Source organism: Mesorhizobium sp. M0998 (genome assembly GCF_040318885.1).
Classification (GTDB): domain Bacteria; phylum Pseudomonadota; class Alphaproteobacteria; order Rhizobiales; family Rhizobiaceae; genus Mesorhizobium.
Map to the genome: position 1 here is coordinate 15136 of NZ_JAMYND010000023.1, position 26217 is coordinate 41352.

A 26217-nucleotide genomic window follows, 5' to 3' on the forward strand; every position below is an offset into this window, starting at 1 on the left:
GTCTGCGTTCATCGCTACGTGTTTCACGTGAATCATCACCGGCTTCCCGCCACTATGCGAGTAAGCTAGCGACACGCCCGCATCTCGGCATTTGGCAATGTTTCACGTGAGTCATTTGCCGATACAGAACTGCGAAAAGATAACGCCCAGCATATCCTCGACATCGACCGCCCCAACGATGCGTCCAAGCCGATCCGCCGCCAGGCGCAGTTCCTCGGCCCGTAGCTCCTGCCCGCGATCACCACTGACCACTGCTGCGAGCAGGAAGCGTTTCGTCTCGTTGAGCAGCTCGACGTGCCGCAGCCGCGACGGCAGGACATCGCCGGCCTTGCCGATCTGGACTGCGGCACGACGCCCGATCTCGTCCAGCAGTTCGGCCAGACCCGTGCCGTCCCGCGTCGAGATAGCGAAATCATAGTGCACCGCAGGCGAGGGCGATTTACCCCCCAGCAGGTCAATTTTTGTTCCAACCCTCAGCGCCTGAATGTCGCCCGGCGGCACACCGATTGCGATTGGCTCCGCCAGATCCTCAAGCAGCAACAGCAGATCGGCGCTGTGCGCCTTGGTCCTGGCCTTCTCGATGCCGATCGCCTCTATCTTGCCGGGCGCCTCGCGCAGACCGGCGGTGTCGGTTACCCTGACCCGCACCCCTTCCAGGTCCAGTACCACCTCGAGCAGGTCGCGGGTCGTGCCCGGCTCGTCGGTGACGATGGCCGCTTCGCGCCGCGCCAAGGCGTTGAACAGGCTGGACTTGCCGGCATTCGGTGCGCCGAGGATTACCACTTCGAACCCGTCGCGGATGATTTCGGCAGCGCGGAAGCCGGCGACGTGGCGCTCGATTTCGTCGATCATGGCCCGGACATCGGACCAGACCGTATCAGCGACCGAGCCCGGCACGTCATCCTCGTCGGCAAAGTCGATCTCGGCCTCGATCATCGCGCGGGCGTGGATCAGCCGTCGGCGCCAGCCCAGATAGACTTCGCTCTGCACGCCTTGGGCGTTGTGAACGGCAAAGCGCCGCTGCGCCTCGGTTTCAGCGTTGATGAGATCGGCCAGCGCCTCGGTTTCGACCAGATCGAGCTTGCCGTTGAGAAAGGCGCGGCGGGTGAATTCGCCAGGCTCGGCATGCCTGACGCCGTCGAAGGAGGCGATCGTTTCCAGCATCCTCGCCACAACGGCGCGCCCGCCATGCACATGGAACTCTGCAACGTCCTCGCCGGTAAAACTGTCAGGGCCGGCAAAGAAGACGACCAGGCCGCTGTCCAGCACCGATCCGTCGAGCGCCCGGAACTTGCGATAGGTGGCAACGCGGTTTGGCACCTTCGATCCAGCAATCGTTTCGACAGCGAATCGACTCTGCGGCCCGGAAATCCGGATCACCGCAATGCCGGCCGGCAGGCGCCCGCTCGACAGCGCCACGATGGAGTCTTTTGAAATCATTTGCCCGCTCTGCCGAAGCGCCCTAGCTATGCCTGTTCAATCCGCATCGAGTGGTGCCGTGACATTGCCTGCACAAAACCTGCTTGCCGAAGAGGCCAGCCCCTATCTGCAGCAGCACAGCGGCAATCCAGTGCACTGGCGGCCATGGTCGCCCGCCGCTCTGGCCGAAGCAAAGGTGCTGCAGCGTCCGATCCTGCTCTCTGTCGGCTACGCCGCGTGCCATTGGTGCCACGTCATGGCGCATGAGAGCTTCGAGAACGACGACGTCGCCGCCGTCATGAACCGTCTCTTCGTCAATATCAAGGTCGACCGCGAGGAGCGCCCCGACATCGACCAGATCTACATGGCGGCGCTGTCCTCGATGGGCGAGCAGGGCGGCTGGCCGCTGACCATGTTCCTGACGCCGGAGGGCAAGCCGTTCTGGGGCGGCACTTACTTTCCGCGCGAAGCCCGCTACGGCCGGCCGGGTTTCGTCCAGGTGCTGGAGGCGGTTGACAAGGCTTGGCGGGAGAAGAAAGAAAGCGTTAACCAGAGTGCCGACGGGCTGACCACGCATGTCGAGACGCGGCTGGCGGGCAGCCATGCCAAGGCCGTGCTCGACCGCGGCATGCTGGCGAACCTCGCCAATGGCATTGACGGCATGATCGACCGCGATTTGGGCGGTCTGCGCGGCGCGCCGAAATTCCCCAACGCGCCGTTCATGCAGAGCCTCTGGCTGACCTGGCTGCGCGACGGCACCGCATCGCACCGCGACGCCGTTCTCCTCAGCCTCGAAAAGATGCTGGCCGGTGGCATCTATGACCATATTGGCGGCGGACTCAGCCGCTACTCGACCGACGCCGAATGGCTGGTCCCGCATTTCGAAAAAATGCTCTACGACAATGCCCAGCTCATCCGCTTGTGCAATTGGGCCTATGCGTCAACCGGCGAGGAATTGTTCCGGCTGCGAATCGAAGAGACCATTGCCTGGCTGTTGCGCGAAATGCGAGTCGAGGGCGATGCCTTCGCCGCCAGCCTTGATGCCGATAGCGAGGGCGAGGAGGGGTTGTTCTACACCTGGAGCAGGGATGAGCTCGAGGCAGCCCCTGGCGACGATTCAGCATTGTTTTTCAAATACTTCACGCTTGCCGATCCGCATGGTTGGGAAGGCAAGCCGATCATTTGCCAGACTGATGCTCAACAGGCGCAGAGCGTCGTCGATCGTGACCTTCTGGTTCCGCTCAAGCAAAGGCTGCTGGCAGCGAGGGAACAGCGCGTGCGGCCCGGGCGTGACGGCAAGGCCCTGACCGACTGGAACGGCTTGATGATCGCAGCCCTTGCCGAGGCCGGACGGTCGCTTGGCCGATCCGACTGGATCGAAGCGGCGGCAACGGCCTTTGCCGCGATTGCGGCTGCCGGACGTGACGGCCGCCTGCCGCATTCGATGCTCGGCGCAAAGAAGCTGTTTCCGGCTCTGTCGAGCGACTATGCCGCCATGGCCAACGCCGCCATCTCACTGTTCGAGGCGACCGGCAATCCCGACTACATCGATCGCGCCGGGAACTTCATTGAGCAACTCGATCTTTGGCACCGGGACAGCGACAAGACCGGCTATTATCTGACCGCGTCCGACAGCGCGGATGTGCCGATCCGCATCCGCGGCGATGTCGACGAAGCCATTCCTTCCGCTACCGGCCAGATCATCGAAGCCCTGGTCCGATTGTCGTCGCTTTCGGGCGATCTCGATCTCTGGGAAAAAGCCTGGACAGTCGCAGAGCACGCGGGCGGGCGGGCGGAGCACCAGGGCTATGGCCAGGCGGGTATAGTCAATGCCTGTGCCTTGGCGCTTGAACCGCTGAAGCTGGTGATCGTGGATAGACCGGAGACTCTAAGGCTTGTTCCGGTTGCGAATCGAAATCCAGACCCGCGCCGGGTGGACGTCGTCGTGCCTGTTGGCTCGGCGACAAATCTGCCAGCCTTGCCAGGCGGCGTCCTGCCGCCAACGACCGAGCCCGGCGCCTGGCTCTGCACGGGGCAGGTCTGCCTGCCGGTGATAACCGACGCTGAGGAACTCGAGCGGCAGTTGCGCCGTCGATAGGTCGAGGTGCACAGAACCGGAACGCCCCGGGACAGCGCCTTGCCCCTTTACGTATTCATCGAATCGAAGAAATCCGCGTTGGTCTTGGTCTGCTTGAGCTTGTCGATAAGGAACTCGATGGCGTCGGTCGTTCCCATCGGCGCCAGGATGCGGCGCAGCACGAAGATCTTCTGCAGGTCCTGGCGCGGAACCAGCAGGTCCTCCTTGCGGGTGCCGGATTTGAGGATGTCCATGGCCGGATAGATGCGCTTGTCCGCCACCTTGCGGTCGAGCACGATTTCCGAATTGCCGGTGCCCTTGAACTCTTCGAAGATGACCTCGTCCATGCGGCTGCCGGTATCGATCAACGCCGTCGCGATGATGGTCAGCGAGCCGCCTTCCTCGATGTTGCGGGCAGCACCGAAGAAGCGCTTCGGCCGCTGCAGCGCGTTGGCGTCGACACCACCGGTCAGCACCTTGCCGGATGACGGCACGACGGTGTTGTAGGCGCGGCCGAGGCGGGTGATCGAATCCAGCAGGATGACGACGTCACGGCCGTGCTCGACCAGGCGCTTGGCCTTCTCGATGACCATTTCGGCAACCTGGACGTGGCGCACCGCCGGCTCGTCGAAGGTCGAGGATACCACCTCGCCCTTCACCGAGCGCTGCATGTCGGTGACTTCCTCCGGCCGCTCGTCGATCAGAAGCACGATCAAATAGCATTCCGGATGGTTGGTGGTGATCGAATGGGCGATGTTCTGCAGCAGCACCGTCTTGCCGGTGCGCGGCTGCGCCACGATCAGGGCGCGCTGGCCCTTGCCGAGCGGCGCCACCAGGTCGATGACGCGCGCCGAAATGTCCTTCGAGGTCGGAACCTCCATCTCCATCTTCAGCCGCGAGGTCGGATAAAGCGGCGTCAGATTGTCGAAATGGATCTTGTGGCGGATTTTTTCCGGGTCGTCGAAATTGATCGTGTTGACCTTGAGCAGCGCGAAATAGCGCTCGCCCTCTTTCGGGCTGCGGATCGGCCCTTCGACCGTATCGCCGGTCTTCAGCGAGAACCGCCGGATCTGCGACGGTGAAATATAGATGTCGTCGGGACCCGGCAGATAGTTGGCATTGGCGGAGCGCAGGAAGCCAAAGCCGTCCTGCAGCACTTCGACGACGCCGTCGCCGATGATCTCGATATCCTGGGTCGCCAGCCTCTTCAGGATCGCGAACATCAGCTCCTGCTTGCGCATGACGCTGGCATTCTCGACTTCGAGCGATTCCGCATAAGCGATCAGCTCTGGCGGTTTCTTGTTCTTGAACTCTGTGAGCTTCATTTCTTGCATCATTAGACGGACTCTGAGTAAGCTTTGGGAAAAATATCGGCGGGATGCGACAAATGCCGGGCGCGGCCGAAGCGACAAATGGGCGGCGCATGACGGGAAGGAAGACCCGTCTTTTATCGTCGGTCGGTTGAAAGAGCAAGCCGCCTTTTGCGGGCAACCGAAGACGTCAGAACGGTTTCACGATTACCAGGACGACGATGACGATCATCAGCAATGTAGGGATCTCATTGACGATCCGCCAGTGCCTTGCCGATTTTTCATTGCGGTCTTCGGCAAATTTGCGGACGGCGCCGGCGAGATAGCCATGCACGGCCGACAGGCCCACCACCGCAGCGATCTTGGCATGCAGCCAGCCGCCTTGAAAACCAAAGCCTTTCCAGGCGAGCCACAGGCCGAATGCCCAGGTGATCACCATTGCCGGATTGATGATGCCGCGCAGCAGGCGGCGCTCCATCACCTTGAAAGTCTCCGACTGGACGGAGCCTTTTTCGGCATCGGCATGATAGACCAGCAAGCGCGGCAGATAGAGCATGCCAGCCATCCAGGAGATGACGGCAATCACATGGATCGCCTTCGCCCAGGGATAGAAATCATCGGGCCCGAACAGCAACAGCAGCCCGGCCAGCACCAGGAAAATGACGATCGCGATTGCCGCGCGGCGCATCGCGCCCTTACCGGTGTTGGTGCCGTTCGCATTGTCTGCGCCCATCATCGTCACGATGCGCTCCGCACCAGTTTCACCATCTGCTCGACATGCGCCAGCGGCGTCTCCGGCGTGATGCCGTGGCCGAGGTTGAAGATCAGTGGTCCGTCGCCCAGCGCCTTCAGGATCGCCCCCACGCCGTCGGCAAGCGCTTTGCCGCCGGCTACAAGCCGCAGCGGATCGAGATTGCCCTGCACGGCGCCGTCACGCTGCAATTCCTTCGCGCTCGACAACGGCACGGTCCAGTCGAGGCCCAGCCCGGTCACGCCGGTCTTCTGGCGATAGCTTCGATAGTGATCTCCCGCGCCCTTGGGAAAGCCGATGACCGGAACATTGGGATGGGCAGCCTTCACTTGCCGGACGATCGAGGCCACCGGCTCGACGCAGAACAATTCGAAAGACGCTTCGTCGAGCACGCCTGACCACGAATCGAAGATCTGCACCACGTCGGCGCCGGCCTCGATCTGGCGGATCAGATAGGCAGCCGAATGATCGGCGAGCACCTTCAGCAGCCTAAGAAAGGCCGCCGGCTCGCGATAGCCGAACAGCCTGGCCGGCGCCTGGTCGGGCGTACCGTGGCCGGCAATCATGTAGGTCGCCACCGTCCAGGGCGCACCGCAGAAGCCGATCAGCGTCGTTTCATCAGGCAGTCTGGCGCGCAACCGCCGCACCGTCTCGTAGACCGGCTCGAGATTCACGTGAAACGTTTCGCCGTCGAGAGCCGCAATTTCCGCAGCCGTGATCGGCGTCAGCAGCGGGCCGCGTCCTTCCTCGAAGCGCACGTCGCGGCCGAGCGCATGCGGCACGACAAGAATATCGGAAAACAGGATCGATGCATCGAAGCCGAAGCGTTCGATCGGCTGCAGGGTCACTTCGACGGCGAGATCCGGGTCGTAGCAAAGATCGAGGAAGGATCCGGCCCGTCTCCTCGTCTCCCGGTATTCCGGCAGATAGCGGCCGGCCTGGCGCATCATCCAGAGCGGTGGCGGAAACGCCGCCTTGCCTCTCAACACGTCCAGCACGATCCGGTCTTGAGGCATTGAGCGCTCGCCTTTCCAGGCTTCCCTATAATTAAATATTCTATTTTTAGGAATCTTATGATTCTAAGAGTCTGTTGGTTGTGGTGGTTGTCTCCTGTCCCGCTTTGCCCTCGAAAAGACCAGCCAGCATATTGTCGCGCGCTTCTCCAACGGGATTGCAGGACTTTGTGGAAAGTCGGGAATTTACGACTGGAGTCAATGCGTTGCCGCCAGGCCAGGGAAATTGCCCCTGTGGATGAAGCGAAGGCAAAAAGCTCCGTCCCCGGACTTGTCCCCAACCGCCCGGAGAAGCCGACAGCACATCGAATTGTGGACAAACCGCCATCTGATACAGTCGCTTTGCGGTGGCCGAGTTTCCCGCCCGGCTTATCCACATCGGCCCACAGCCTGGAATGTATCCTGTGAACAAACCGCAGAGCTTCTTTCACCTTCACCTGATTTCCGACGCCACCGGCGAAACGCTGCTGGCCGCCGGCCGCGCGGCTTCCGCGCAATACAAGGACGCGCGCGCCATCGAACATATCTACCCGCTCATCCGCACCGAAAAGCAGGTGACGAAGGTGTTCGAGGATATCGAGGAGGAGCCGGGCATCATCCTCTATACGGTGGTCGACCAGAAGCTTGCCCGCGGCATCGACGAACGCTGCGCGGCCATGGGCCTGCCTTGCGTCTCGGTGCTGGAACCGGTGCTGACGGTGTTCCAGTCCTATCTCGGCACGCCGGCCGGCCGCCGCGTCGGTGCCCAGCATGTGCTGGACGCCGAATATTTCCGCCGCATCGACGCGCTCAACTTCACCATGGAGCATGACGATGGCCAGCTGCCGGCCAATATGGATGATGCCGACATCGTGCTCGTCGGCATCTCCCGCACCTCGAAGACGCCGACCAGCATCTATCTCGCCAATCGCGGCATCAAGACCGCCAACATCCCGATCGTGCTCGGCGTTCCGGTGCCCGAAAGCCTGGTCAATGCCACCAGGCCGCTGATCGTCGGCCTGGTCGCCACCGCCGAACGGATCTCGCAGGTCCGGCAGAACCGCATTCTCGGCACCAGCGCCTACGAACCGACCGACTATGTCGACCGTGCCGCGATCGCCGAAGAGCTCGCCTATGCCCGCCAGATATGCACGCGGCACGGCTGGCCGATGATCGACGTCAGCCGCCGTTCGATCGAGGAGACGGCGGCGGCCATCGTTGCCCTGCGCGGCAAGACGCGGTAGGGCGTGTGATATTCAGGTGATGCCGGCCTGCAAACGGCGGTTTCCTGCGCTTCCGGTGCTCACGTACGAAAAGTACGCTCCGCTCCGGTTCTCGGAAGCCGCCGTTTTCGGCTCGGCCTGACCTGAATCTCGACACACCCTAGTGTCAGGAACCGGGTGAAAAAATGGCTGAAAAAATCATCCTTGCCTCGGGCAGCCCGTTCCGCAAGGCGCTGCTCGTCAATGCCGGCGTCACTGTCGAAGCGGTTCCGGCCTCTGTCGATGAGCGCGCGCTCGAGGCGCCGCTGCAGAATACTGGCGTGTCGCCGGAGGACGTCGCCCTGGTGCTCGCCGAAGCCAAGGCCACCGACGTCAGTGAGCGCAAGCCCGGCGCCCTGGTGCTCGGCTGCGACCAGACGCTGTCGCTCGGCGACGAGCTGTTCCACAAGCCGGCCGACATGGAAGGGGCGCGCCGTCATCTGCTGGCGCTGTCGGGCAAGACGCATCATCTCAACAGCGCCGTCGTGCTCGGCCGTGACGGCCAGGTTCTGTGGCGGCATGTCGGCATCGCCAGCCTGACCATGCGCAAGCTCGATCCGGCCTTCATCGGCCGCCATCTGGCGCGCGTCGGCGCCAAAGCGTTGTCCAGCGTCGGCGCTTACCAGATCGAAGGCGAAGGCATCCAGCTGTTCGAAAAAATCGAAGGCGACTATTTTACTATTGTCGGCTTGCCACTTTTGCCGGTGCTGGCCAAGCTGCGTGAGTTCGGGGCGATCGATGGCTGAGGCCCCGAAAAAAGCCTTCGTCACCGGCCACCCGATCGCGCATTCCAGGTCTCCGAAGATCCACGGCCACTGGCTGGCGAAATACGGCATCGACGGCGTCTACGAGGCAATCGACGTTGCACCGGAGGCGTTTGCCGAATTCCTGCAGACGCTGCAGGCACAAGGCTATCGCGGCGGCAACGTCACCATCCCGCACAAGGAAGCCGCCTTCGCACTGGCGGCGCGCCGCGACGCCGACGCCGAACAGATAGGTGCGGTCAATACGCTGTGGTTCGAGAATGGCGAATTGTGCGGCGGCAACACCGATGCCCATGGCTTTGCCGCCAATCTGGACGAATATGCACCGGGCTGGGCGGCTAACGGCCCCGCCGTGGTGCTCGGTGCCGGCGGCGCCGCTCGCGCGGTCATCCATGCGCTGAAGCAGCGCGGCGTCAGCGACATCCGCATCGTCAACCGGACGCTTGCGAGGGCGCAGGAGCTGCGCGACGGCTTCGGTGCCGGCGTTTCCGCCCACAACCTCGCGGCGACCGGCGAATTGCTCGAAGATGCCGGCCTGCTGGTCAACACGACGGCGCTCGGCATGCATGGCAATGAAGGCCTGTCCGCGGATCCAGGCAGACTGCCGGACCGCGCCATCGTCACGGACATCGTCTACGTGCCGCTGGAGACGCCGCTGCTTGCTACCGCCAAAGCGCGCGGCCTGAGAACCGTCGATGGGCTCGGCATGCTGCTGCACCAGGCGGTGCCCGGCTTCGAGCGGTGGTTCGGCATCAGGCCAGAAGTCACCGCCGAACTGCGGCAAATAATTATTGCCGATATCGGCGCGATAAAATGATCGTGCTCGGCCTCACCGGATCGATCGGCATGGGCAAATCGACCGCGGCCAAGATGTTCGCCGAGGCCGGCGTGCCGGTCCATGATTCCGACGAGGCTGTGCATCGCCTTTATGCCGGCAAGGCCGCGCCCTTGGTCGAGGCGGCCTTTCCCGGCACCACCCGATCCGGTGCGGTCGACCGCGCGGCACTGGCGGAGCGGGTGCTCGGCGACGCCGCCGCGCTGAAACGGCTGGAAGCGATCATCCATCCGCTGGTCCGTGCCGACGCCGATGCCTTCCTGGCTGAACATCGTGCCGCCGGCGCGCCGCTTGCCGTGCTCGATATACCGCTGCTGTTCGAGACCGGCGGCCGCAACCGCGTCGACAAGGTCGTGGTCGTCACCGCGCCGCCCGAAGTCCAGCGCGCCCGCGTGCTGGCGCGGCCGGGCATGAACGAGGAGAAACTGGCGTCGATCCTGGCCAGGCAGGTTCCCGACACCGAAAAGCGCCGGCGCGCCGACTTTGTCATCGACACCGGTCAGGGCTTTGACGCCACTCGCGCGGCCGTCAAGGCCATCATCGCCGAACTAGTCGTGGATAAGGCAGCCAGGCCTGGTTAAGAGGCTTGCAGACCCACATTACTTGTTGCCATTTTGTTCCTGGTGTGATTCGGCTAGAATGATGCCGGCACCAGTGGACTGATTCGATGCGTGAGATCATCTTCGATACGGAAACCACCGGCCTCGACACGCGCGAGGACCGCGTCATCGAGCTTGGCGGCGTCGAGCTGGTCAACCGCTTCCCGACCGGCCGAACCTTCCACAAATACATCAACCCGCAAGGCCGCCAGATCCATCACGAGGCGCAGACCGTGCACGGCATCAGCGCCGCCGATCTTCAGGGCAAGCCGACTTTCATGGAGATCGCCGAGGAGTTTCTGGCCTTCATCGACGGCGCCAAACTGGTCGCGCACAATGCCGGCTTCGACATCGGCTTCCTCAATCTCGAATTCGGCCGGCTTGGCCATCCGGCCATCGATCCGGGACGGATCGTCGACACGCTGGCGCTGGCGCGCCGCAAGCATCCGATGGGCCCCAATTCGCTCGACGCGCTCTGCCGCCGCTACGGCATCGACAACGGCCGCCGCACCAAGCACGGCGCGCTGCTCGATTCGGAATTGCTGGCCGAGGTCTATATCGAGCTCATCGGCGGCAAGCAGGCAAGCCTTATCCTCGACAGCATCCTGACTCCGGCGGGCGGCAGGCAGAATGTCGACGACATCGATATTTCGATCGGTGTGCGGCCGATCGCCTTGCCGTCGCGCCTGACCGATGCCGAGCGCGCAGCACACGCAGGCATGGTTGGCAGCCTCGGCGAAAAAGCGCTGTGGCTGCGCGTCCCCCCGGAAGCGAGTTCCGCGGCACAGTGATTTTGACCGGAGTGATCCTTCGCGCCCCCCTCTGTCCTGCCGGACATCTCCCCCTCAAGGGGGGAGATTGGCAGACCCAGCGTCCCCGCCGGCGTCTCAAACAAAAAACCCGGCTTCGCGCCGGGTTTTTCAAACGCTGCGAGCCAACCAGCCTCAGCTCACCTTGACCTTGGCGGCGGCAGCCTGGTCCTCGGTCAGCTTCTGCTGGAACATCTGCGCGAAATCGATCGGGTCTAGCATCAGCGGCGGGAAGCCGCCGTTGCGTGTTGCCTCGGCGATGATCTGCCGGGCGAACGGGAACAGCAGCCGCGGGCATTCGATGAACAGGATCGGCAGCATGTGCTCCTGCGGGAAGCCGCTGATGGAGAAGACGCCGCCATAGACCAGCTCGACGTTGAACAGCACTTCCTGGTCGAACGACGCTTTTGCGTTCAGCGTCAAATTGACGTCGAACTGCTTGTCCGAGAGCGGGTTGGCGTTGACGTTGACATTGATGGCGATGCCCGGAGCCTTGTCGCGGCCGCGCAACGAGTTCGGTGCGCCGGGGCTTTCGAAGGACAGGTCCTTCACATATTGCGCAAGCACGTTGAGCGAAGGCTGCGCCGCATTTCCATTACCGTTGGCTGCGCCGGTCGGCGCGTCGTCGTTGCTGGCCATAAGCTGTGGTCCTTTTGCCTGGGCAGCGTTGCTGACCGGATTGAAATTCGGGCGTTCGCTATCATGGCCGGCCCGACAAGACAAGTTTGCAAAAGACACCGGTTGCCTTGCAGCTACTCGTCCTTGAGGCGGCGCCAGGGAGAACCCGGTCCGCGCGTATGGTCGTCGGCCCGCGAATAGTCGCCGTCGTCGAGATCGATGGTCTTGCCGCGTTGCCTTGCCCGCAAACCACTGCTGAAATCGGTTGCCAGCACGATGCGGCCTTTCAGCATCCGCCAGGCAAGATCGCGCACCGGCGGCAGGAACAGCAGAAGGCCGAAAATATCCGAGATGAAGCCGGGGATGATCAAAAGGATCGCTGCCAGCACGATCATGGCGCCATGCGCAAGCTGGCCGCTCGGATCACGCCCGGCATCCATTTCGGCACGGACCCTGGCCATGACGCCAAAACCCTGGTGCCGCAGCAGCAGGGCGCCGGCGACACTCGAGGCCATCACCAAGCCGACTGTCGCCAGCGCGCCGACCTGGCGGCCGACAATAACGAAACCCGCTATCTCCAGCAGCGGAAGCGCGAGAATGAACAGGGGAAGCAGCGAGATACGCAAATCTTGACCGATCGTTTTCGATGTTTTGCCGGCCGGCGAGCAATCGCCGCTGGCACCAGAGCTGTTAGATAGGTATGGCTGCCTTTGATTTGAATGATTGCGCCATGCGTTCTATATGCTTTGGATACTGAACGCTATGTGATCGCGGCCCTTGCTTGGCCGCTGGTCCGGCCAAAGCAGGGATTGATTGGCGCAAGATATGGGCTTCTTCGACTTCGGCACGATTTTCTTTCTGATTGCGGCGGTGGTGATCTTCTTCCAGCTGCGCAACGTGCTTGGCCGACGCACGGGCAACGAGCGCCCACCCTTCGATCCATATACGGCAGCGCGCAAAAACGACAAGGATGCCGCCCAGAAACCCGAGAACGTGGTCTCGCTGCCGCGCAAGCGCCTGGCGGGAGAGCCGGCGGCCGATGCCTATGTGGCGATCGATGCCTTTGCCAAGCCGGACACCGATCTCAACCGGGGCCTGCGGGCGATCAAGGACAATGATCCGACCTTCGACCCGAAGACCTTCGTCGACGGCGCCAAGATGGCCTACGAGCTGATCGTCATGGCCTACGCCGATGGCGACCGCAAAACGCTGAAGAACCTTTTGTCGCGCGAGGTCTATGACGGCTTCGTCGCGGCCATCGGCGACCGTGAGGCGAAAGCCGAAAAGATCCAGTCCTCCTTCGTCGGCATCGACAAGGCCGACATCGTTTCGGCCGAGATGAAGGGCAGCGAGGCCCACATCACGCTGCGCATTGTCAGCGAACTGATTTCGGCGACCCGCGACAAGGCCGGCGCCGTCATCGACGGCGATCCCGAAACCGTCGCCGAGGTCAAGGATGTCTGGACCTTCGCTCGTGACGCGCGCTCGCGCGATCCGAACTGGAAGCTCGTCGCCACCGAAGAAGAAGACTGAACTGGACGGCGGCGGAGGCTGTCGTGTCGCTTTCTCGAGCCTTCAGCGAAAAATCCTTTGGCGAATTGCCGGGCTGGGGTGAGGACGACCATCTCCCTGCCTTTGACGCCTTTCGCCGCTCAGCCTTTCATATCCTGAGCAAACCCTACCGCTCCGCCGCGCTCGGCGTCGACTACAATGGCTTTGCCGACGCCTATGCCGAAGCGCGCACCGTTTCGCCGGCGAATCGGTCGCAGGCTCGAAGCTTTTTCGAGCGCCATTTCGTTCCGGCCCGTATCGATGCCGAAGATGGTGGTCCCGGCCTGGTCACCGGCTTTTATGAGCCGGAGGTCGAAGCCTCGCCGGTACGCACGCAACGGTTTTCGGTGCCGTTGCTGGCGCGCCCGGCCGACCTAGTCGACATCGACGACGGCAATCGTCCTTCAGCCTTGGATCCTTATCTCGCCTTTGCTCGTGCGGCGCCGAACGGCCCGGTCGAATATTTCGACCGCGGCGAGATCGAACGCGGCGCGCTTGCCGGAAAAAGGCTGGAAATCGCCTGGCTCGCCGACAAGGTCGACGCCTTCTTCATTCACGTGCAGGGCGCGGCACGCCTCAAGATGACCGACGGCAGGCTTCGCCGCATCACCTATGCCGCCAAATCCGGCCAGCGCTTTACCGGACCGGGCAAGATCTTGAGCGAGGAAGGCGAGATCCCGCTGGAGAAAGTGACGATGCAGTCGATCCGTGCCTGGTTCAAGGCGCATCCGGAACGCGTCGACGAGATCCTTTGGCGCAACCGCTCCTACATCTTCTTCCGCGAGATGGGCGTCGACGACTCAGAGCTCGGCCCGATCGCTGCCGCCAAGGTGGCGCTGACCCCCGGCCGCTCGATCGCCGTCGACCGACTGCTGCACACGTTCGGCACGCCCTTCCATATCGATGCGCCGTCGCTGACCGCTTTCGACGGAAAACCGTTCCGGCGGCTGATGATCGCGCAGGACACCGGCTCGGCGATCACCGGGCCGGCCCGCGGCGATCTGTTTGCCGGGTCGGGCGATGCTGCCGGCGAGATCGCCGGCGTTATCCGCAACGCCGCAGATTTTTATGCGCTGATCCCCCGGCCGCTGGTTTCAGGAGCAGGCCGATGACCCGGCGCATCGACAGGCTGAGCGAGGACGACCGGGTGCTGTGGAACCTGGTGGCGCACACGGCAAAACCGCTGAAGGGCAGAACCGCCGTCGAAATTCCGCACGTCGGGCCGGAGACCGACGAGACCAGGCAGGCGCCGCCGCGGGCACAGGTCGCGGGCAATGCTGCCACGGCCGCAAAGCCGAAGGCGCAGCATGTCTCCCACGCACTCGACGAACCGACGCTGGACAAGCTGTCGAAGGGCCGGCTGCCGATCGAGGGCCGCGTCGACCTGCATGGCCTGACGCAGGACGAAGCCTATTCGCTGCTGTTTTCCTTTCTGCACCGGGCGCATGCCGGCGGCATCCGCTACGTCCTCGTGATCACCGGCAAGGGCTCTTCGTCGGGCGGCGATGGCGTCTTGCGGCGCGCCGTGCCGTCATGGCTGTCGACACCCGCCTTCCGGCCCCTCGTCTCCAGCCACGACCATGCCGCCCGCAAACATGGCGGCTCGGGTGCGCTCTATATCCGCTTGCGGCGGGCGCGCTCATGAGGAAACGCCGATGAGGGACGCACCTATGAGGATGCACCCATGAAGGTGCGCTTGTGACCCCGTTCGGCGAAAAGCTTCGCGTGCTGCGAAACGAGCGCGGCGTCAGCCAGAAGGACATGGCCAAGGCGATCGGCGTCAGCGCAGCCTATCTCTCGGCGCTGGAACACGGCCGCCGCGGTGCGCCGAGCTGGACGCTGATCCAGAAGATCATCGGCTATTTCAACATCATCTGGGACGAGGCCGAGGAACTGGCGCGGTTGGCCGAAACCTCGCATCCGCGCGTCAAGCTCGACACGTCGGGTCTTAGCCCTGCGGCGACCGAGCTTGCCAATCTCCTGGCCGACAACATCGAAAAGCTTGACGAAGCCGAGCTTCGCCGCATCATTGCGTCGCTCCGCGCCGCACTGGCACGACCGAAATGAGCTGCCTTGTTACTGGACAGAGCCGACCAGCACCTGCTGGCCGCCGCGGATCGAGACCCAGCGGCCGGTATTGTCGATCGCCTGCCGCTTGAGGAAACGATAGCCGGTCTGGTCCCAGGAACGGACCTGGTCGGTCAGATTGTCGAGGATGTAGTCGCCCTTGTCGGTGCGCACCGTCAGCACGGCGTGGCCTTCGCCATCCGGCTTGCGCACGACGGTCATCAGCAGATCGGAAAACGAGACGCCCAGCCGGTTCAGCTCACGGCGCTTTTCCAGGACATAGTCCTCGCAATCGCCGACGCCCTTGTCGGGATAGGCCCAGACCTCGTCCTTGCCGTAGATGTCGAAGTCGCTCTCCGGCTTGACGGCGGCGTTGACCCTTGTCGTGACGCTGAGCAGCTTGCGCCACAGCGAGCCGGTCAGGCTGGCGGGCGACAGATCCTTCGGGCGGATCGAACATTCGGACGCGTAGCTCTTGCAGAAATCATAATGGCCGATCGGCTGCGAGGTCGGGCCACCTGTTATCATCGGGCTGGCTGCCGAGGCCGAACCGGCCCAACCTGCCGCCACAGTAAGTCCGGCCAGCGCACACAGGCGCAGCGTTCTCGCCATTGGTGAGGAAATCATTGTCCCCGCTTGTCCCTTGTTGTTAACGAAACGTTAAGGGGTATTTACAGTCCGTGTCAATTATGAGGATGGATTGATTTTTGCGGCATGGTTACCCGCGTGGCGCCAACGCGACTATTGTGCAACAGGTCGACCGGCCGCACGGCCCCGCCAACCGATGATTTTGGCATTGACCGACCTGATGCGGATTGACGGGCATCATCACTGGTCGCCTATTTCTTGCCGGTCCTGACCAGCTTGGGCTTGACCGCAACACGGTTCTGACGGCCGTAGCTGGTAATGAAGTCGACGATGCGCGGCACGATTTCGGAGCGGAAGCGCGAGCCGTTGAACACACCATAATGGCCGACCGCCGGCTGCATGTAATGGGCGTGCCTGTCGGCCGGGATGTTGATGCACAGGTCGTGCGCAGCCTTGGTCTGGCCGAGGCCGGAGATGTCGTCGTTCTCGCCCTCGACCGTGAACAGGGCGACATTGCGGATCGCCGAAGGGTCGACCGCCACGCCGCGATGCGTCATCGTGCCCTTGGGCAAGGCCTGGCGGACAAACACGGTGTCGACGGTCTGCAGGTAGAATTCCGCCGTCAGATCCATCACCGCCAGATATTCGTCGTAGAACTCGCGGTGCTTCTCGGCATTGTCGCCGTCATGCTTCACCAGATGCATGAAGAAGTCCTTGTGGGCGATGATGTGGCGGTCGAGGTTCATGCTCATGAACCCCGAAAGCTGCAGGAAGCCGGGATAGACCTCGCGGCCGAAGCCCGGCACCGGCCAGGGCGCGCGCATGATGACGTTGTCGCGGAACCAGTCGATGCCCTTTTCCTGCGCCAGCAGATTGACCGCCGTCGGATTGCGGCGCGTGTCGATCGGCCCGCCCATCAGCGTCATCGTCGAGGGCACGAACGGATCACCCTTGGCTTCCATCAGTGCCGCCGCCGCCAGCACCGGCACCGAAGGCTGGCACACCGCCATCACATGGGTGTCGGGACCCAGCGCATGCAGCATGTCGACGATGTAGTCGATATAGTCGTCAAGATCGAAGCTGCCGTCGGCCAGCGGCACCATGCGGGCGTCGACCCAGTCGGTGATATGCACGTCGGCATAGGGCAGCATCGCCTCAACCGTGCCGCGCAGCAGCGTCGCGTAGTGGCCAGACATCGGCGCGACGATCAACAGTTTCGGATCCGGTCGGCGCCCAGCAGGAACCGCCCGCTCGAAACGGACCAGGTTGCAGAACGGCCGCGACCAGACGGTATGTTCGCTGACCTCGACGGTTTTCCAGTCGACCACGGTCTTGGTCAGGCCGAATTGCGGCTTGCCGTAGCGGCGCGTCGTGCGCTCGAACAGTTCGGCCGTTGCCGCAACCGAGCGACCCCAGGACGTGTGTGAGACCGGGTTGAGCGGATTGGAGTAGAACAGGCGCACCGCATCGGCATAGAGGCGCGCCGGCTGCAAGGCGGCGTGGTTCAGTTCGTAGAGCTGGTAGAACATCGAGAACCCCGCTGCCGACTGCGATCGAAGGGCCGACGAGCAGCGCCGAGCCTTGAATGCCTTGCGGGGAAGTTAGCAACAATCTGCTGCGATGCAATACGTCAACTTGCGTGATTTAGGCTCGTTCTTTCGTCCAAGGCGTTGAGAATCCGCCTGGAACGGCAACAGCCGGCTCAATGTGCACCTGCGAAGGCCCGGCAGGCAGCACGGCTATTGGGGACGAGCGTCGGAGGCGGTGTCCGGCCGTGGCGGCCGTTAGACCCGTGCCATGCAGACGGCCGTATGGCCCGAGCTGATGAAGCCAAGCTGACTGGCGGCGCCCTTCGACAGATCGAGCATCCGCCCCTTGATGAACGGGCCGCGGTCGTTGATGCGCACGACGACACTGCGGCCATTGTTGCGATTGGTCACCTTCAGCTTGGTGCCGAACGGCAGGCTGCGGTGCGCGGCGGTCAGCGCCGACGGGTTCATGCGTTCGCCGGAAGCGGTTCTGGAATGCAGTGAGTACCAGGAGGCACGGCCGCACTGCGCGGCGGCGCTGGCAGTGGATGCGCCGACCATCAGGCCAGCCGCGATCGTGGCCGCGACAAGCGCGGTCTGGTTGCTTTTGTTCATGTGTTGGGGACTGGCTCCGTTGACAGACCCGCAGCGGTTAGGGACGAATGAGGCAGCAAATGCGGCAATGATCTGTCGGTTCCATGGCAATGTTACACGTTTGGAGTCGACGCGAAACAATTTGTCAGAGATTTCCCGCAGCGCGGCACAGCTTCCTTGATGATCTTTCCACCGATCTCCGCATGTCTTGCGCAGGATCAGAGGTTAGCATCTAAGTAGAAGTTGGCGTGATTGGGCTGCTTCTTTTAGCTGTTCCATTTCGGCCGGAATGCGGCTGATGATCGACTTGGAGAGGAGTTCTAGCGATGAGATTGATCAAAAATCTGCTGGCCTTGATTGTGCTCGCCATCGGCGTGCTGTGGTCATTGCAAGGCATCGGTTGGGTCCAGGGCAGCTTCATGACCGGCCAGTCGCAATGGCTCTATGCCGGCATCGTGACCGTGCTGGTCGGCTTGGTCGGCCTGGCCTGGGCAAACCGCTCGCGTGGTTGAACAGGCGTCGATCCTCAGGCGCCCGCCGGAGCAGCACACAGCGGACCCGTGGCGGCCGCTCACCGCGACCAGTACTGCCAGCCCCAGTAGAAACTTTCGTCGCGCGGCGGCAGGCGGTTGCGCTCGGCGTCCAGATGCACCGGTGTCGGCGTTTTGCGTTCGTCTTCAGGCGGCTGTTTGTCTCCGGCCTTGATCAGGCGGAGCCAATGGCCGAAATGCGCAAACAGTACAGCGGTGGAATGGGGCATCGTCACGTCTCCGGTCCGGTTACTCCCGCTCCGCCCACGGGACGAGAACCCGCTCGATCCTGCGGATGATGAATTCGAGCACGAAGGCAATGGCAGCGATCACCAGTATGCCCATCACCACCACGTCGGTGACGAGGAACTGGGCAGCGGACTGGATCATGAATCCAAGCCCGCGCGTCGCGGCCACCAGCTCGGCGGCGACCAGCGTCGACCAGCCGGCGCCGAGCGCGATGCGCAGCCCGGTCAGGATCGAGGGCAGCGCGCTGGGCAGGATGACGTGCCTGATCACCTGGCGCTGCGTGGCGCCAAGCGAGCGCGCTGCATTGATGCGCTCCTGCGAGACGCCGCGAACACCCGATGCCGTCGACAGCGCAACCGGCGCCAGCATGGCAATGGCAATCACCAGGATCTTGGACGGCTCGCCAATGCCGAACCAGATAATGATCAGCGGCAGATAGGCGAGCGGCGGGATCGGCCGCAGGAATTCGAGCAGCGGATCGAAGATGCCGCGCCCGATCGTGCTGATGCCGATAGCCAGCCCGATGGGAACGCCGACGAAAACGGCCGCGACCAGCGCCGCAAACACCCGCCACAGGCTGGCGGCGATATGCTGGAGCAGCGTTGCGTCGACAAAGCCGTCACCGGCGACGACGACAAATTTGTTCCAGACTGCCACAGGCGACGGCAGGAAAACCGGCGACACCAATTGCAGGCGGGCCGATGCCGTCCACGCCGCCAGCATCATCAGAATGGTGATCGCGCTAACCACGCGGGCCGAAACGCGGCTGCGTCTCGGCTGCGGCCGCGACCATGGCACCGACAGCGCGTCGGCTCCGTCGTCGACTTTGCGCTGCGGCCGCTCGGTATAGGAGGTAACGGTCATGCTGCCTCCCCTTCGAAGATCGCGTCGGTCAGCTCGTCGCGCGCTGCGGCGAAGGCGGGATCGGCCTTGATGCTGCGAATGGCCTCGCCGGCTGCATAGCGCCGGCTGAAGCCGGTCTCGAAGCTCCACACCACCCGGCCAGGGCCGGGAGCGAGCACAATGATACGGGTTGCCAGCACCAGGGCTTCCTCGATGCCGTGCGTGACCATCAGCACGCCGACCTGGCTTGCCGTCCACAGATCGAGCAGCGTTGTCTGCATGCGTTCGCGTGTCAGCGCATCGAGCGCGCCCAGCGGCTCGTCGAGCAGCAGGAATTGCGGCTCGGCCGCCAGCGCCCGGGCCAGGCCGACCCGCTGGCGCATGCCGCCGGAAAGCTCCCAGATGCGCTTGTCGCCGGCGCCGTCGAGTTTCACCAGCGCCAGAAGGTCGTCGGCAGTCCGCGCCCGTTCCGCGGCCCTGACACCGCGCAGCCTGAGCGCAAAGGCGACATTTTCCCGCGCGGTCAGCCACGGAAACAGCGCGTCGTTCTGGAACACGACGGCGCGGTCAGAGCCTGGCGCCGTGATCGGCCGGCCGCCAATCGTGGCGCGTCCGCGCACAGGCTCGACCAGGCCCGCAGCGACGTTGAGCAACGAGGTCTTGCCGCAGCCGGAGCGGCCGACCAGGACAACGAAGTCATCCTTGGCGATCTCAATCGACACATTTTCGACCGCCGGCGCCGGCTGACCGTCATAGTGGACCGAGACCTTGTCGAGCACGAGATGCGTCATGGGAACCTCGCCGATATTCCGATCTGTCTGCCCCGAAGCCGCTCCTCGCAAGCGGTTCGGGGCAGGGAGCACGCGGCGTCAGGGAAGGAGAACCGCGCGCGTTGGCGTCAGTTCGAGGCAAGCGCTTCGCTGACATATTTCGACGACACGTATTTCGAATAATCCGGCAACACGGCATCAATCTTGCCCTGCTCCTTGAGGAAGGCAGATGTCGCCTCGACCGCCTTGACCGTGCCGCCACCGAGGAACTTGTCCGAGGCTTGCTCCTCGAGCGTCGGGAAGACATAGCCCCTCAATAGTTGCGGCACGTCCTCCAGCTTGGCCCCGGTGATCGTGGCGATCTTCGCCGCTTGCGGCGACGTCACCGACCAGGCGTCCGGCTTGGCCAGGAACTCGGCATAGGCCGCGCCCGTCACCTTGACGAAGTCGCGCACCGCTTCCGGGTTCCTTTCGGCGAAATCGGTGCGCACGATCCAGGCGTCGAAGGTCGGCGCGCCCCAGGCGGCGACCTGCGAGGAATCCAGCACGACCTTGCCCGAAGTCTTGATCTGACCGAGTGCCGGATCCCAGACATAGGCGGCGTCGATGCCGCCGCGCGCCCATGCCGCCGCGATCTCCGGTGGCCGCAAATTGAGAATATCGATCGACTTCGGGTCGACACCCTCATGCTTCAGCGCGGCGAGCAGGCTGTAATGCGTCGTCGAAACGAAGGGCACCGCCACCTTCCTGCCGGCAAGGTCGGCGGCCTTCTCGATGCCGGCGCCGTTGCGGGCGACAAGGGCCTCGGATTCGCCGATCAGCCCGACAATGAAGATTGTCTGGATTGGAAGCTCGCGGCTCGCCGCCGCCGCCAGCGGGCTCGAACCGACATAGCCAATGTCGACCGATCCGGAAGCGATGGCGGCGATCACGTCGGCGCCGGAATCGAATTTCCGCCAGTCGATTGCCGCCTTGGTCGCGCTCTCATAGGCGCCGTCGGCCTGCGGCACCTTCGAGGGCTCGACGACCGTCTGGTAGCCGATAGTGATCTTGAGGTCCTGCGCATCGGCTGGGCCGAGAAAGGCGGCGCCAGCCAAGGCCGCCGAGGACAAGAGAACGATACGTCGCGAAATGGTGGACATGAAACGCTCCTTGGAAACGAGGAAAACCCGGATTGCGTTTCATGGTCATCTAACTCTATCGTTCTTGTAGAGTTAAATCCTTCCAATCGGTGCGGTCTTGTTAGAAAAATTCATCTGGCTATGGCAGTTCGCGCGCTTCTGGGTGACGGCTCGGGTGAGAACCATCGTCCTTGCCCGGGAACCTCTTCCACGTCGTCCTTGCGCGCAACAAGGATTTTCCCGTTTTCGCCCCTGCATCGGCAAATCCATACTGTGGATAGCCAAGAAATTGGAAACAAGTTCCCTGTGTTCGCGGTTAAGTCTAGTATCCTTATCGACATTGAAGGATTGGAGAGGACGATGAGCGACGCCACCCTCCTTGTTGCCGCGCGCGGCATGCTTTGGCCTTCAAATTCAGGGGCAGAAGCTGCTGTTGGTATTCTCGCCGATCGGGACATTCCTGCCGCCGGCCAGTTTGCCGGTGTGTCATTCGCGGTGGCTCCTGTGCTCGCAAGAGCACAAGCCCCGGCCAAAATGGCCATTGCGGCGTGAAAACGAAGCAAAATCAACGTTTCTCGGCTTGTATATCATGTCACTAGAATTTATCTGTAGTGACAGCTTGGACGCGGCGGGGAGGCACGCCAGGCGTTTCGCAACCGGTGGCCTTGCGCCATCGCATGACAGAGAAACGTGCGGGTTATGCTCACGAAAAAAGGTAAATACGGCCTCAAGGCGCTCGTCCATCTGGCGCGCCTGCCGGTTGGACAGCTCGCCTTCGTCAACGACATCGCCACAGGAAACAATATTCCGAAGAAGTTCCTCGATGCCATCCTTGGCGAATTGCGCAATGCCGGTTTCGTTCAGAGCCGCAAGGGCAAGGAAGGCGGCTACCGGCTGGCACGCCCAGCGGACGAGATCAAGGTCGGCCACGTCGTGCGCGTGCTCGACGGGCCGCTTGCCCCCATTCCTTGCGCCAGCCGCACCCAGTATCAGCGCTGCGAAGACTGCAACGAGGCGACATGCCAAGTCCGACACCTGATGCTGGAGGTCCGGCAGGCCATCGCCGAGGTGCTGGATCAGCGCAGCCTCGCGGAAATGCGCGACATCGCCGGCGACGAGGATTTTTCGGCGGCGTTGAAAATCCAGGCCTGAACCAATCTCTCCTGAGCCGGCGACGATCGCCAGGACAGCTGGTGTGCGCATGACCGGGCGCGCTACGCCAAGTTCGATCATCATTGTCGGCGGCGGCGCCAGCGGTGTCGTGCTTGCCGCTCATCTGCTGAAGTCGCCCAATCCCGATCTACGTGTCAGCCTGATCGAAAAACGCCCGCATTTTGGGCAAGGCATGGCCTATTCAACGCTGCTGTCGGCGCATGTGCTGAATGTCAGCGCGTCGGGCATGAGCGCCTATGCCGACGATCCCGGCAATTTCTCGCGCTGGCTGCTTGAACGCGGCCTGGCAACGCCGGAACAGGCGCCGGTCTATGCGCCGCGCAGCGTCTACGCCCGCTATCTCAAGGAGTTGCTCGACGAGCTCGAGGCGCGTGAGCAGCAGACGGGCCGGCTGCGCTTGATCCGCGAGGAGAGCCTGTCGATCTCGCCGACCGCGTCAGGCGTCGAAGTGGCGCTGGCCAACGGCACCAGCGTGGTTGCGCATCTTGCCGTGCTCGCCACCGGCCACGACGAAGAGCCGGGGGCGGGGCAGGGGCATGCGATCAGGATGGGATCCGAGGCGGACACTGCGCTCGACCCCGAAGCCCGAGTCCTGGTGCTGGGCACCGGCTTGAGCATGGTCGATGCCTTCCTGTCGCTCGAGCAGCGCGGCCACCGCGGCGCGATCGTCGCGGTGTCGCGGCGCGGCCTGCTGCCTTCGCCGCATCGCAAGGGCAATCCGATCAAGCTCGACGTTGCCGACATTCCGCTCGGCACCCAGCTTTCCTATTTCGTCGGCTGGTTCCGCGACCTGATCCGGGAAAACCAGAAGGCCGGCATCGACTGGCGCGACGTCGTCGACGGTCTGAGACCCTTCAACCAGAAGATCTGGCAGAACTGGCCGTCCTCGGCCAAGCGCCGCTTCGTCGAGCACACCAAGGCCTGGTGGGACATCCACCGCCATCGCATGGCGCCGGAAGTCTACGCCCGCGTTGCCGAGGCGGTGCAAGCGGGCCGCATCCGCCTTGTCGCCGGCCGCGTCGTCGAGATCGCCGCCGGCGACGGCTTCAGCCTACAGGTCCAGTCGCGCCACACGCAGCAGCTCGAAAGGTTCGACGTCACCCGCATCTATGATTGCACAGGCATCGCCAGGGACATCTCGACCACCTCGAACAGCGTGGTGCGGTCGCTGGTCGAGCGTGGGCTGGCACGGCCGGATCCGCTGCGCCTCGGCCTCGACGTGACCGCGAACTGCGAGGTCATCGCCGGCGACGGCACGGTATTCGCCAATATCCTCGCCGTCGGTCCACTGACGCGCGGCACCTTCTTCGAAATCGACGCCATTCCCGATATTCGCGTGCAGTGCGCGCGGCTGAGCAAGCGCTTGCTCGGATGAGGCCGCCTCTGTCTTGACGCGATCTCGGATGCAAGACCGCTGTCGCCGGGTGAAAAGATCTCGACCGCATAGCCGCGTTCGGTGAAGGCGAACCAGGGTGCGGGAGCTCGCTCCACCAGAGCCGACCAGCAGCCTGTGGTGGTCGAGACAGCCAGGCGATGACGCCACACGTTTCGGCCGTCTCGCATCGACCGGATTGATGTCGCGCACGCTCGTCTTCGTTCTCCTCCATGGATTTTGTAGTCGGCGAGGCCGTGAGCCGCGACCCTGGCCAGATGGCCGGGCAAATTCTGCTTTCGTCGTCACCGTGCCTTGCCTACCATGGCGCATGACCCAACGCGGAAGACTCTACGGCTGTCCGGTCGAGTTCGCGCTCGACGCGCTCGGGGGCAAATGGAAGACGGTGATCCTGGCGCGCATCAAGGAACAGCCGATGCGCTATTCCGACCTGCGCCGGCTGATTCCCTCACTCTCGGACAAGATGCTGACGCAGCGCCTGGCCGAGCTTGTCGAGATCGGCTTCGTCACGCTCCAGACGTCGCCCGACGGCAAGGGGCGCTACGCCTTGACCGGGCGCGGTGAAGATCTTGCCGCCGCGCTCCAGGCGCTCTACGACTGGGGCAGCGTGCACGGTCGCGCCGAAGGCGTGCGCTTTCGCACCGACAGCGCAGCCACCACCTAGATCAATTCCGGGAAAGCGCGGAGCGGTTTTCCGTCCGCAATTGCGTGAAACCGTGAATGGCTCCAGCAAGCCGATTGCCCTCAACCCGCGCCGGCAAGGGCGCTGCAGAAGCTTGCGACGTTGGTGACGACGGCTTCGCCGAGGAAGCGTAGCGTCGCCATCGAGCGGTCGCGCGCTTCGCGGTTGCCGAAGCCACAGGCATCCTCGATTACCACGGAGACAAAGCCATTGTCGGTCGCCTGGCGAACGGTCGGCTCGATGCCGATCTCCATGGCGATGCCAGCGAGCGCTATCGTGCGCACGCCGCAATCGCGCAACGCAAAGCCGAGCGCGGTGGAATCGAAGGCCGACATCGTGAGCTTGTCGAATACCGCCTCGTCCGCGCGGGGGTCCAGCTCGGGCACGATCCGCGTCGCTTCGGCGTCGCGCGGGAACCACGGCTCGACCGTGTCGGGGCTGTCGCGCCGCTGCCAGGCCATGGCGGTGCGCAGCTGCGTCGCGCCCATCCATTTGCGCGGCAGCGACAGGTGGCGCGTGAACGCCACCCGCATTCCGGCCCCGCGCGCCGCTTCCAGCACCGTGCCGGTACGCTCGACGATGGTCGCGGCGCCGGCCACCTGCCGGCAGATGCCGACCTGCATGTCGTAGACCACCAGCGCCGTGCGGCGCGGATCGCACCACTCAGCCAGGCTGGCCGGGAGTTCGATCCCGTCGCTCGACCGGATCATGCCGCAGTCCGGTCCCATGGCTTGGCGATATCGACCGTCGGATCGAACAGGAATTCCAGCGGCAATGGCGCGTCGAAGGCGATGAAGTGCCATTCTAGCAGCCCGGCCTTGGACAGCGGGAAGTCCTCGGTGTAGCGCCGCGCTTCCGCGACGCTGTCGAGCTCGAAGACGATGATGACGCCGCCAATATCGGCGCGCGCATAATTCTCGCGCACGATCCCCGCCTTCCAGAGCCGCCAGACATTCGACACTTCGTCGCGCAGATAAGGCCGCAAATCGTCGAGCGTGACGCCGGGCTTGAAATTGTCATAGGCAAGAATCTTCATCGGCCGTTCCTTGTATTGCTGTTCGCCCAGCGCCGGGTAGCATGGCCGAATCGGCGGCCGCAACGAACGAGATGGTGCGTTGAAACGCCCGCACGATTGCCGTTGATCCTATGGGCGGCCGCGGGATAATTTTTGCTGAAGAGGAGGAAAAAGTGCGGTGACCATCGAAAGGCTGAACCCCGAGGGCATGCACAGCAATCCGGCCTATTCACAAGGCGTGTCGCTGCCGGCATCCGCGCGCATCGTGCTGGTCGGCGGCCAGAATGGCGTCGACGCGCAAGGCCGGATCGTCGCCAGGGACGATCTCCCTGCGCAGACCGCTCAGGCGCTTTCCAACCTGGCAAAGGTGCTGGAAGCCGGTGGGGCAAAGCCTGAAGACCTCGTCAGCCTCTCGGTCTATATCGCCGGCGACCTGGACATAGGGCCGGCCTTCGGCGCCTGGATGGCGTTCTGGGCAAACCGTGGCGCGCCGCCGATCATCAAGGTGCTGCGCGTCGCCGGCCTCGGCAATCCGGATTTTCTGATCGAGATCGAAGCCCAGGCCGCGATCGCCTGAACCCTAAGCGGGTTCTGCAAATCTTTTGCCCCTGCCTGCAGGCCGACGAAGCTTTCGCGAAATTCCATTCCCCTGCTGGCGGCCGGATTGGCACGATCT

At 63.4% G+C, this 26217-nt stretch carries 31 protein-coding genes; 16 read left to right on the plus strand and 15 right to left on the minus strand.

The window, feature by feature from the left end; genetic code table 11:
• Window positions 1–111: 111 nt before the first annotated feature.
• Window positions 112–1440, minus strand: a complete 1329-nt coding sequence (mnmE, locus tag NKH59_RS21125) for a tRNA uridine-5-carboxymethylaminomethyl(34) synthesis GTPase MnmE (protein ID WP_353022933.1) — start codon at window positions 1438–1440, stop codon at window positions 112–114.
• 58 nt (window positions 1441–1498) lie between these two features.
• Between mnmE and NKH59_RS21130 the strand changes: the two genes are divergently transcribed.
• The gene (locus tag NKH59_RS21130) at window positions 1499–3517 is read left to right on the plus strand and encodes a thioredoxin domain-containing protein (protein ID WP_352837260.1); all 2019 of its coding nucleotides are present in this window, start codon (window positions 1499–1501) and stop codon (window positions 3515–3517) included.
• 47 nt (window positions 3518–3564) lie between these two features.
• Here NKH59_RS21130 and rho read toward each other — a convergent pair whose 3' ends face one another.
• The 3 genes from rho to hemE form a co-directional block, all read right to left on the minus strand.
• Window positions 3565–4830 (minus strand): transcription termination factor Rho, encoded by a 1266-nt coding sequence (gene rho, locus NKH59_RS21135; RefSeq protein WP_023675925.1) that lies wholly within the window; start codon window positions 4828–4830, stop codon window positions 3565–3567.
• Window positions 4831–4996: 166 nt separating this feature from the next.
• The gene (hemJ, locus tag NKH59_RS21140; RefSeq protein WP_502893764.1) at window positions 4997–5542 is read right to left on the minus strand and encodes a protoporphyrinogen oxidase HemJ; all 546 of its coding nucleotides are present in this window, start codon (window positions 5540–5542) and stop codon (window positions 4997–4999) included.
• 2 nt (window positions 5543–5544) lie between these two features.
• Complete coding sequence (gene hemE, locus NKH59_RS21145) at window positions 5545–6573, minus strand: uroporphyrinogen decarboxylase (protein WP_352980325.1); 1029 nt, start codon at window positions 6571–6573, stop codon at window positions 5545–5547.
• 401 nt (window positions 6574–6974) lie between these two features.
• Between hemE and NKH59_RS21150 the strand changes: the two genes are divergently transcribed.
• From NKH59_RS21150 to dnaQ, 5 genes are all read left to right on the plus strand, one after another.
• Window positions 6975–7793: a pyruvate, water dikinase regulatory protein gene (locus NKH59_RS21150; RefSeq protein ID WP_254817949.1), complete on the plus strand. Its 819-nt coding sequence runs from the start codon at window positions 6975–6977 to the stop codon at window positions 7791–7793.
• A 164-nt stretch (window positions 7794–7957) separates the two neighbouring features.
• A complete protein-coding gene (locus NKH59_RS21155; RefSeq protein WP_352473997.1) occupies window positions 7958–8557 on the plus strand; it encodes a Maf-like protein in 600 nt (199 codons plus the stop codon).
• The gene (locus NKH59_RS21160) at window positions 8550–9392 is read left to right on the plus strand and encodes a shikimate dehydrogenase (RefSeq protein ID WP_352491250.1); all 843 of its coding nucleotides are present in this window, start codon (window positions 8550–8552) and stop codon (window positions 9390–9392) included. Before NKH59_RS21155 ends, NKH59_RS21160 begins: the two co-directional genes overlap by 8 nt.
• Window positions 9389–9991: a dephospho-CoA kinase gene (coaE, locus tag NKH59_RS21165; protein ID WP_352473995.1), complete on the plus strand. Its 603-nt coding sequence runs from the start codon at window positions 9389–9391 to the stop codon at window positions 9989–9991. Before NKH59_RS21160 ends, coaE begins: the two co-directional genes overlap by 4 nt.
• 86 nt (window positions 9992–10077) lie before the next feature.
• The gene (dnaQ, locus tag NKH59_RS21170; RefSeq protein ID WP_353022935.1) at window positions 10078–10800 is read left to right on the plus strand and encodes a DNA polymerase III subunit epsilon; all 723 of its coding nucleotides are present in this window, start codon (window positions 10078–10080) and stop codon (window positions 10798–10800) included.
• A 153-nt stretch (window positions 10801–10953) separates the two neighbouring features.
• On the opposite strand, the gene secB is transcribed toward dnaQ, so the two are convergent.
• The gene (gene secB / locus NKH59_RS21175) at window positions 10954–11457 is read right to left on the minus strand and encodes a protein-export chaperone SecB (protein ID WP_352491249.1); all 504 of its coding nucleotides are present in this window, start codon (window positions 11455–11457) and stop codon (window positions 10954–10956) included.
• A 113-nt stretch (window positions 11458–11570) separates the two neighbouring features.
• The gene (locus tag NKH59_RS21180) at window positions 11571–12062 is read right to left on the minus strand and encodes an FxsA family protein (RefSeq protein ID WP_352491248.1); all 492 of its coding nucleotides are present in this window, start codon (window positions 12060–12062) and stop codon (window positions 11571–11573) included.
• Window positions 12063–12261: 199 nt separating this feature from the next.
• On the opposite strand from NKH59_RS21180, the gene NKH59_RS21185 reads away from it, so the two are divergent.
• From NKH59_RS21185 to NKH59_RS21200, 4 genes are read left to right on the plus strand one after another with little or no spacing between them, the layout of a single operon-like run.
• A complete protein-coding gene (locus NKH59_RS21185; RefSeq protein WP_353022990.1) occupies window positions 12262–12969 on the plus strand; it encodes a Tim44/TimA family putative adaptor protein in 708 nt (235 codons plus the stop codon).
• 23 nt (window positions 12970–12992) lie between these two features.
• Window positions 12993–14099: a murein transglycosylase A gene (gene mltA / locus NKH59_RS21190; protein WP_353022937.1), complete on the plus strand. Its 1107-nt coding sequence runs from the start codon at window positions 12993–12995 to the stop codon at window positions 14097–14099.
• On the plus strand, window positions 14096–14632 hold the full coding sequence (locus NKH59_RS21195; protein ID WP_352818052.1) for a Smr/MutS family protein: 537 nt from the start codon (window positions 14096–14098) through the stop codon (window positions 14630–14632). The genes mltA and NKH59_RS21195 overlap by 4 nt, the downstream gene beginning before the upstream one ends.
• 53 nt (window positions 14633–14685) lie before the next feature.
• On the plus strand, window positions 14686–15054 hold the full coding sequence (locus tag NKH59_RS21200; RefSeq protein WP_352818054.1) for a helix-turn-helix domain-containing protein: 369 nt from the start codon (window positions 14686–14688) through the stop codon (window positions 15052–15054).
• A 9-nt stretch (window positions 15055–15063) separates the two neighbouring features.
• Here the strand turns inward: NKH59_RS21200 and NKH59_RS21205 are convergent, their stop codons facing one another.
• From NKH59_RS21205 to NKH59_RS21215, 3 genes are all read right to left on the minus strand, one after another.
• A complete protein-coding gene (locus tag NKH59_RS21205; protein WP_352473987.1) occupies window positions 15064–15681 on the minus strand; it encodes a transglutaminase-like cysteine peptidase in 618 nt (205 codons plus the stop codon).
• 212 nt (window positions 15682–15893) lie between these two features.
• Window positions 15894–17171, minus strand: coding sequence for a polyhydroxyalkanoate depolymerase (locus tag NKH59_RS21210; RefSeq protein WP_352473986.1), 1278 nt, complete (start codon window positions 17169–17171; stop codon window positions 15894–15896).
• A 255-nt stretch (window positions 17172–17426) separates the two neighbouring features.
• Window positions 17427–17786, minus strand: coding sequence for a septal ring lytic transglycosylase RlpA family protein (locus NKH59_RS21215; protein ID WP_352473985.1), 360 nt, complete (start codon window positions 17784–17786; stop codon window positions 17427–17429).
• A gap of 305 nt (window positions 17787–18091) precedes the next feature.
• Here NKH59_RS21215 and NKH59_RS21220 point away from each other — a divergent pair, with 305 nt between their 5' ends.
• Window positions 18092–18277: a hypothetical protein gene (locus tag NKH59_RS21220; protein WP_352491244.1), complete on the plus strand. Its 186-nt coding sequence runs from the start codon at window positions 18092–18094 to the stop codon at window positions 18275–18277.
• A 59-nt stretch (window positions 18278–18336) separates the two neighbouring features.
• Here the strand turns inward: NKH59_RS21220 and NKH59_RS21225 are convergent, their stop codons facing one another.
• The 4 genes from NKH59_RS21225 to tauA form a co-directional block, all read right to left on the minus strand.
• Entirely contained in the window at window positions 18337–18525 is a 189-nt protein-coding gene (locus tag NKH59_RS21225; protein WP_352473982.1) for a hypothetical protein, read from the minus strand.
• A 19-nt stretch (window positions 18526–18544) separates the two neighbouring features.
• Window positions 18545–19408, minus strand: coding sequence for an ABC transporter permease subunit (locus tag NKH59_RS21230; RefSeq protein WP_353022939.1), 864 nt, complete (start codon window positions 19406–19408; stop codon window positions 18545–18547).
• A complete protein-coding gene (locus tag NKH59_RS21235; protein ID WP_352491242.1) occupies window positions 19405–20178 on the minus strand; it encodes a taurine ABC transporter ATP-binding protein in 774 nt (257 codons plus the stop codon). The genes NKH59_RS21230 and NKH59_RS21235 overlap by 4 nt, the downstream gene beginning before the upstream one ends.
• 107 nt (window positions 20179–20285) lie before the next feature.
• Window positions 20286–21299: a taurine ABC transporter substrate-binding protein gene (tauA, locus tag NKH59_RS21240; protein ID WP_353022941.1), complete on the minus strand. Its 1014-nt coding sequence runs from the start codon at window positions 21297–21299 to the stop codon at window positions 20286–20288.
• 339 nt (window positions 21300–21638) lie between these two features.
• On the opposite strand from tauA, the gene NKH59_RS21245 reads away from it, so the two are divergent.
• The 4 genes from NKH59_RS21245 (at window position 21639) to NKH59_RS21260 (ending at window position 24508) form a co-directional block, all read left to right on the plus strand.
• Complete coding sequence (locus tag NKH59_RS21245; RefSeq protein WP_352458582.1) at window positions 21639–21830, plus strand: hypothetical protein; 192 nt, start codon at window positions 21639–21641, stop codon at window positions 21828–21830.
• Window positions 21831–21977: 147 nt separating this feature from the next.
• Window positions 21978–22430: an RrF2 family transcriptional regulator gene (locus NKH59_RS21250; RefSeq protein ID WP_023675902.1), complete on the plus strand. Its 453-nt coding sequence runs from the start codon at window positions 21978–21980 to the stop codon at window positions 22428–22430.
• A 49-nt stretch (window positions 22431–22479) separates the two neighbouring features.
• The gene (locus NKH59_RS21255) at window positions 22480–23826 is read left to right on the plus strand and encodes an FAD/NAD(P)-binding protein (protein WP_352473976.1); all 1347 of its coding nucleotides are present in this window, start codon (window positions 22480–22482) and stop codon (window positions 23824–23826) included.
• A gap of 328 nt (window positions 23827–24154) precedes the next feature.
• Window positions 24155–24508: a winged helix-turn-helix transcriptional regulator gene (locus NKH59_RS21260; protein ID WP_352473975.1), complete on the plus strand. Its 354-nt coding sequence runs from the start codon at window positions 24155–24157 to the stop codon at window positions 24506–24508.
• A gap of 80 nt (window positions 24509–24588) precedes the next feature.
• Here NKH59_RS21260 and NKH59_RS21265 read toward each other — a convergent pair whose 3' ends face one another.
• Both NKH59_RS21265 and NKH59_RS21270 read right to left on the minus strand, forming a co-directional pair.
• On the minus strand, window positions 24589–25236 hold the full coding sequence (locus NKH59_RS21265; protein ID WP_353022943.1) for a cysteine hydrolase family protein: 648 nt from the start codon (window positions 25234–25236) through the stop codon (window positions 24589–24591).
• Window positions 25233–25562 (minus strand): hypothetical protein, encoded by a 330-nt coding sequence (locus NKH59_RS21270; protein ID WP_352458586.1) that lies wholly within the window; start codon window positions 25560–25562, stop codon window positions 25233–25235. The genes NKH59_RS21265 and NKH59_RS21270 overlap by 4 nt, the downstream gene beginning before the upstream one ends.
• Window positions 25563–25719: 157 nt before the next feature.
• Between NKH59_RS21270 and NKH59_RS21275 the strand changes: the two genes are divergently transcribed.
• The gene (locus NKH59_RS21275; RefSeq protein ID WP_352614704.1) at window positions 25720–26118 is read left to right on the plus strand and encodes a RidA family protein; all 399 of its coding nucleotides are present in this window, start codon (window positions 25720–25722) and stop codon (window positions 26116–26118) included.
• Window positions 26119–26217 lie beyond the last annotated feature (99 nt).

Excerpts from the sequence above, each read along its gene's own strand:
- mnmE (WP_353022933.1), bottom strand. The coding sequence starts at position 1,440 with ATGATTTCAAAAGACTCCATCGTGGCGCTGTCGAGCGGGCGCCTGCCG.
- rho (WP_023675925.1), bottom strand. The coding sequence starts at position 4,830 with ATGCAAGAAATGAAGCTCACAGAGTTCAAGAACAAGAAACCGCCAGAG.
- hemJ (WP_502893764.1), bottom strand. The coding sequence starts at position 5,542 with ATGATGGGCGCAGACAATGCGAACGGCACCAACACCGGTAAGGGCGCG.
- hemE (WP_352980325.1), bottom strand. The coding sequence starts at position 6,573 with ATGCCTCAAGACCGGATCGTGCTGGACGTGTTGAGAGGCAAGGCGGCG.
- NKH59_RS21155 (WP_352473997.1), top strand. The coding sequence starts at position 7,958 with ATGGCTGAAAAAATCATCCTTGCCTCGGGCAGCCCGTTCCGCAAGGCG.
- NKH59_RS21160 (WP_352491250.1), top strand. The coding sequence starts at position 8,550 with ATGGCTGAGGCCCCGAAAAAAGCCTTCGTCACCGGCCACCCGATCGCG.
- coaE (WP_352473995.1), top strand. The coding sequence starts at position 9,389 with ATGATCGTGCTCGGCCTCACCGGATCGATCGGCATGGGCAAATCGACC.
- dnaQ (WP_353022935.1), top strand. The coding sequence starts at position 10,078 with ATGCGTGAGATCATCTTCGATACGGAAACCACCGGCCTCGACACGCGC.
- secB (WP_352491249.1), bottom strand. The coding sequence starts at position 11,457 with ATGGCCAGCAACGACGACGCGCCGACCGGCGCAGCCAACGGTAATGGA.
- NKH59_RS21185 (WP_353022990.1), top strand. The coding sequence starts at position 12,262 with ATGGGCTTCTTCGACTTCGGCACGATTTTCTTTCTGATTGCGGCGGTG.
- NKH59_RS21195 (WP_352818052.1), top strand. The coding sequence starts at position 14,096 with ATGACCCGGCGCATCGACAGGCTGAGCGAGGACGACCGGGTGCTGTGG.
- NKH59_RS21205 (WP_352473987.1), bottom strand. The coding sequence starts at position 15,681 with ATGATTTCCTCACCAATGGCGAGAACGCTGCGCCTGTGTGCGCTGGCC.
- NKH59_RS21210 (WP_352473986.1), bottom strand. The coding sequence starts at position 17,171 with ATGTTCTACCAGCTCTACGAACTGAACCACGCCGCCTTGCAGCCGGCG.
- NKH59_RS21215 (WP_352473985.1), bottom strand. The coding sequence starts at position 17,786 with ATGAACAAAAGCAACCAGACCGCGCTTGTCGCGGCCACGATCGCGGCT.
- NKH59_RS21220 (WP_352491244.1), top strand. The coding sequence starts at position 18,092 with ATGAGATTGATCAAAAATCTGCTGGCCTTGATTGTGCTCGCCATCGGC.
- NKH59_RS21225 (WP_352473982.1), bottom strand. The coding sequence starts at position 18,525 with ATGCCCCATTCCACCGCTGTACTGTTTGCGCATTTCGGCCATTGGCTC.
- NKH59_RS21230 (WP_353022939.1), bottom strand. The coding sequence starts at position 19,408 with ATGACCGTTACCTCCTATACCGAGCGGCCGCAGCGCAAAGTCGACGAC.
- NKH59_RS21235 (WP_352491242.1), bottom strand. The coding sequence starts at position 20,178 with ATGACGCATCTCGTGCTCGACAAGGTCTCGGTCCACTATGACGGTCAG.
- tauA (WP_353022941.1), bottom strand. The coding sequence starts at position 21,299 with ATGTCCACCATTTCGCGACGTATCGTTCTCTTGTCCTCGGCGGCCTTG.
- NKH59_RS21245 (WP_352458582.1), top strand. The coding sequence starts at position 21,639 with ATGAGCGACGCCACCCTCCTTGTTGCCGCGCGCGGCATGCTTTGGCCT.
- NKH59_RS21250 (WP_023675902.1), top strand. The coding sequence starts at position 21,978 with ATGCTCACGAAAAAAGGTAAATACGGCCTCAAGGCGCTCGTCCATCTG.
- NKH59_RS21255 (WP_352473976.1), top strand. The coding sequence starts at position 22,480 with ATGACCGGGCGCGCTACGCCAAGTTCGATCATCATTGTCGGCGGCGGC.
- NKH59_RS21260 (WP_352473975.1), top strand. The coding sequence starts at position 24,155 with ATGACCCAACGCGGAAGACTCTACGGCTGTCCGGTCGAGTTCGCGCTC.
- NKH59_RS21265 (WP_353022943.1), bottom strand. The coding sequence starts at position 25,236 with ATGATCCGGTCGAGCGACGGGATCGAACTCCCGGCCAGCCTGGCTGAG.
- NKH59_RS21270 (WP_352458586.1), bottom strand. The coding sequence starts at position 25,562 with ATGAAGATTCTTGCCTATGACAATTTCAAGCCCGGCGTCACGCTCGAC.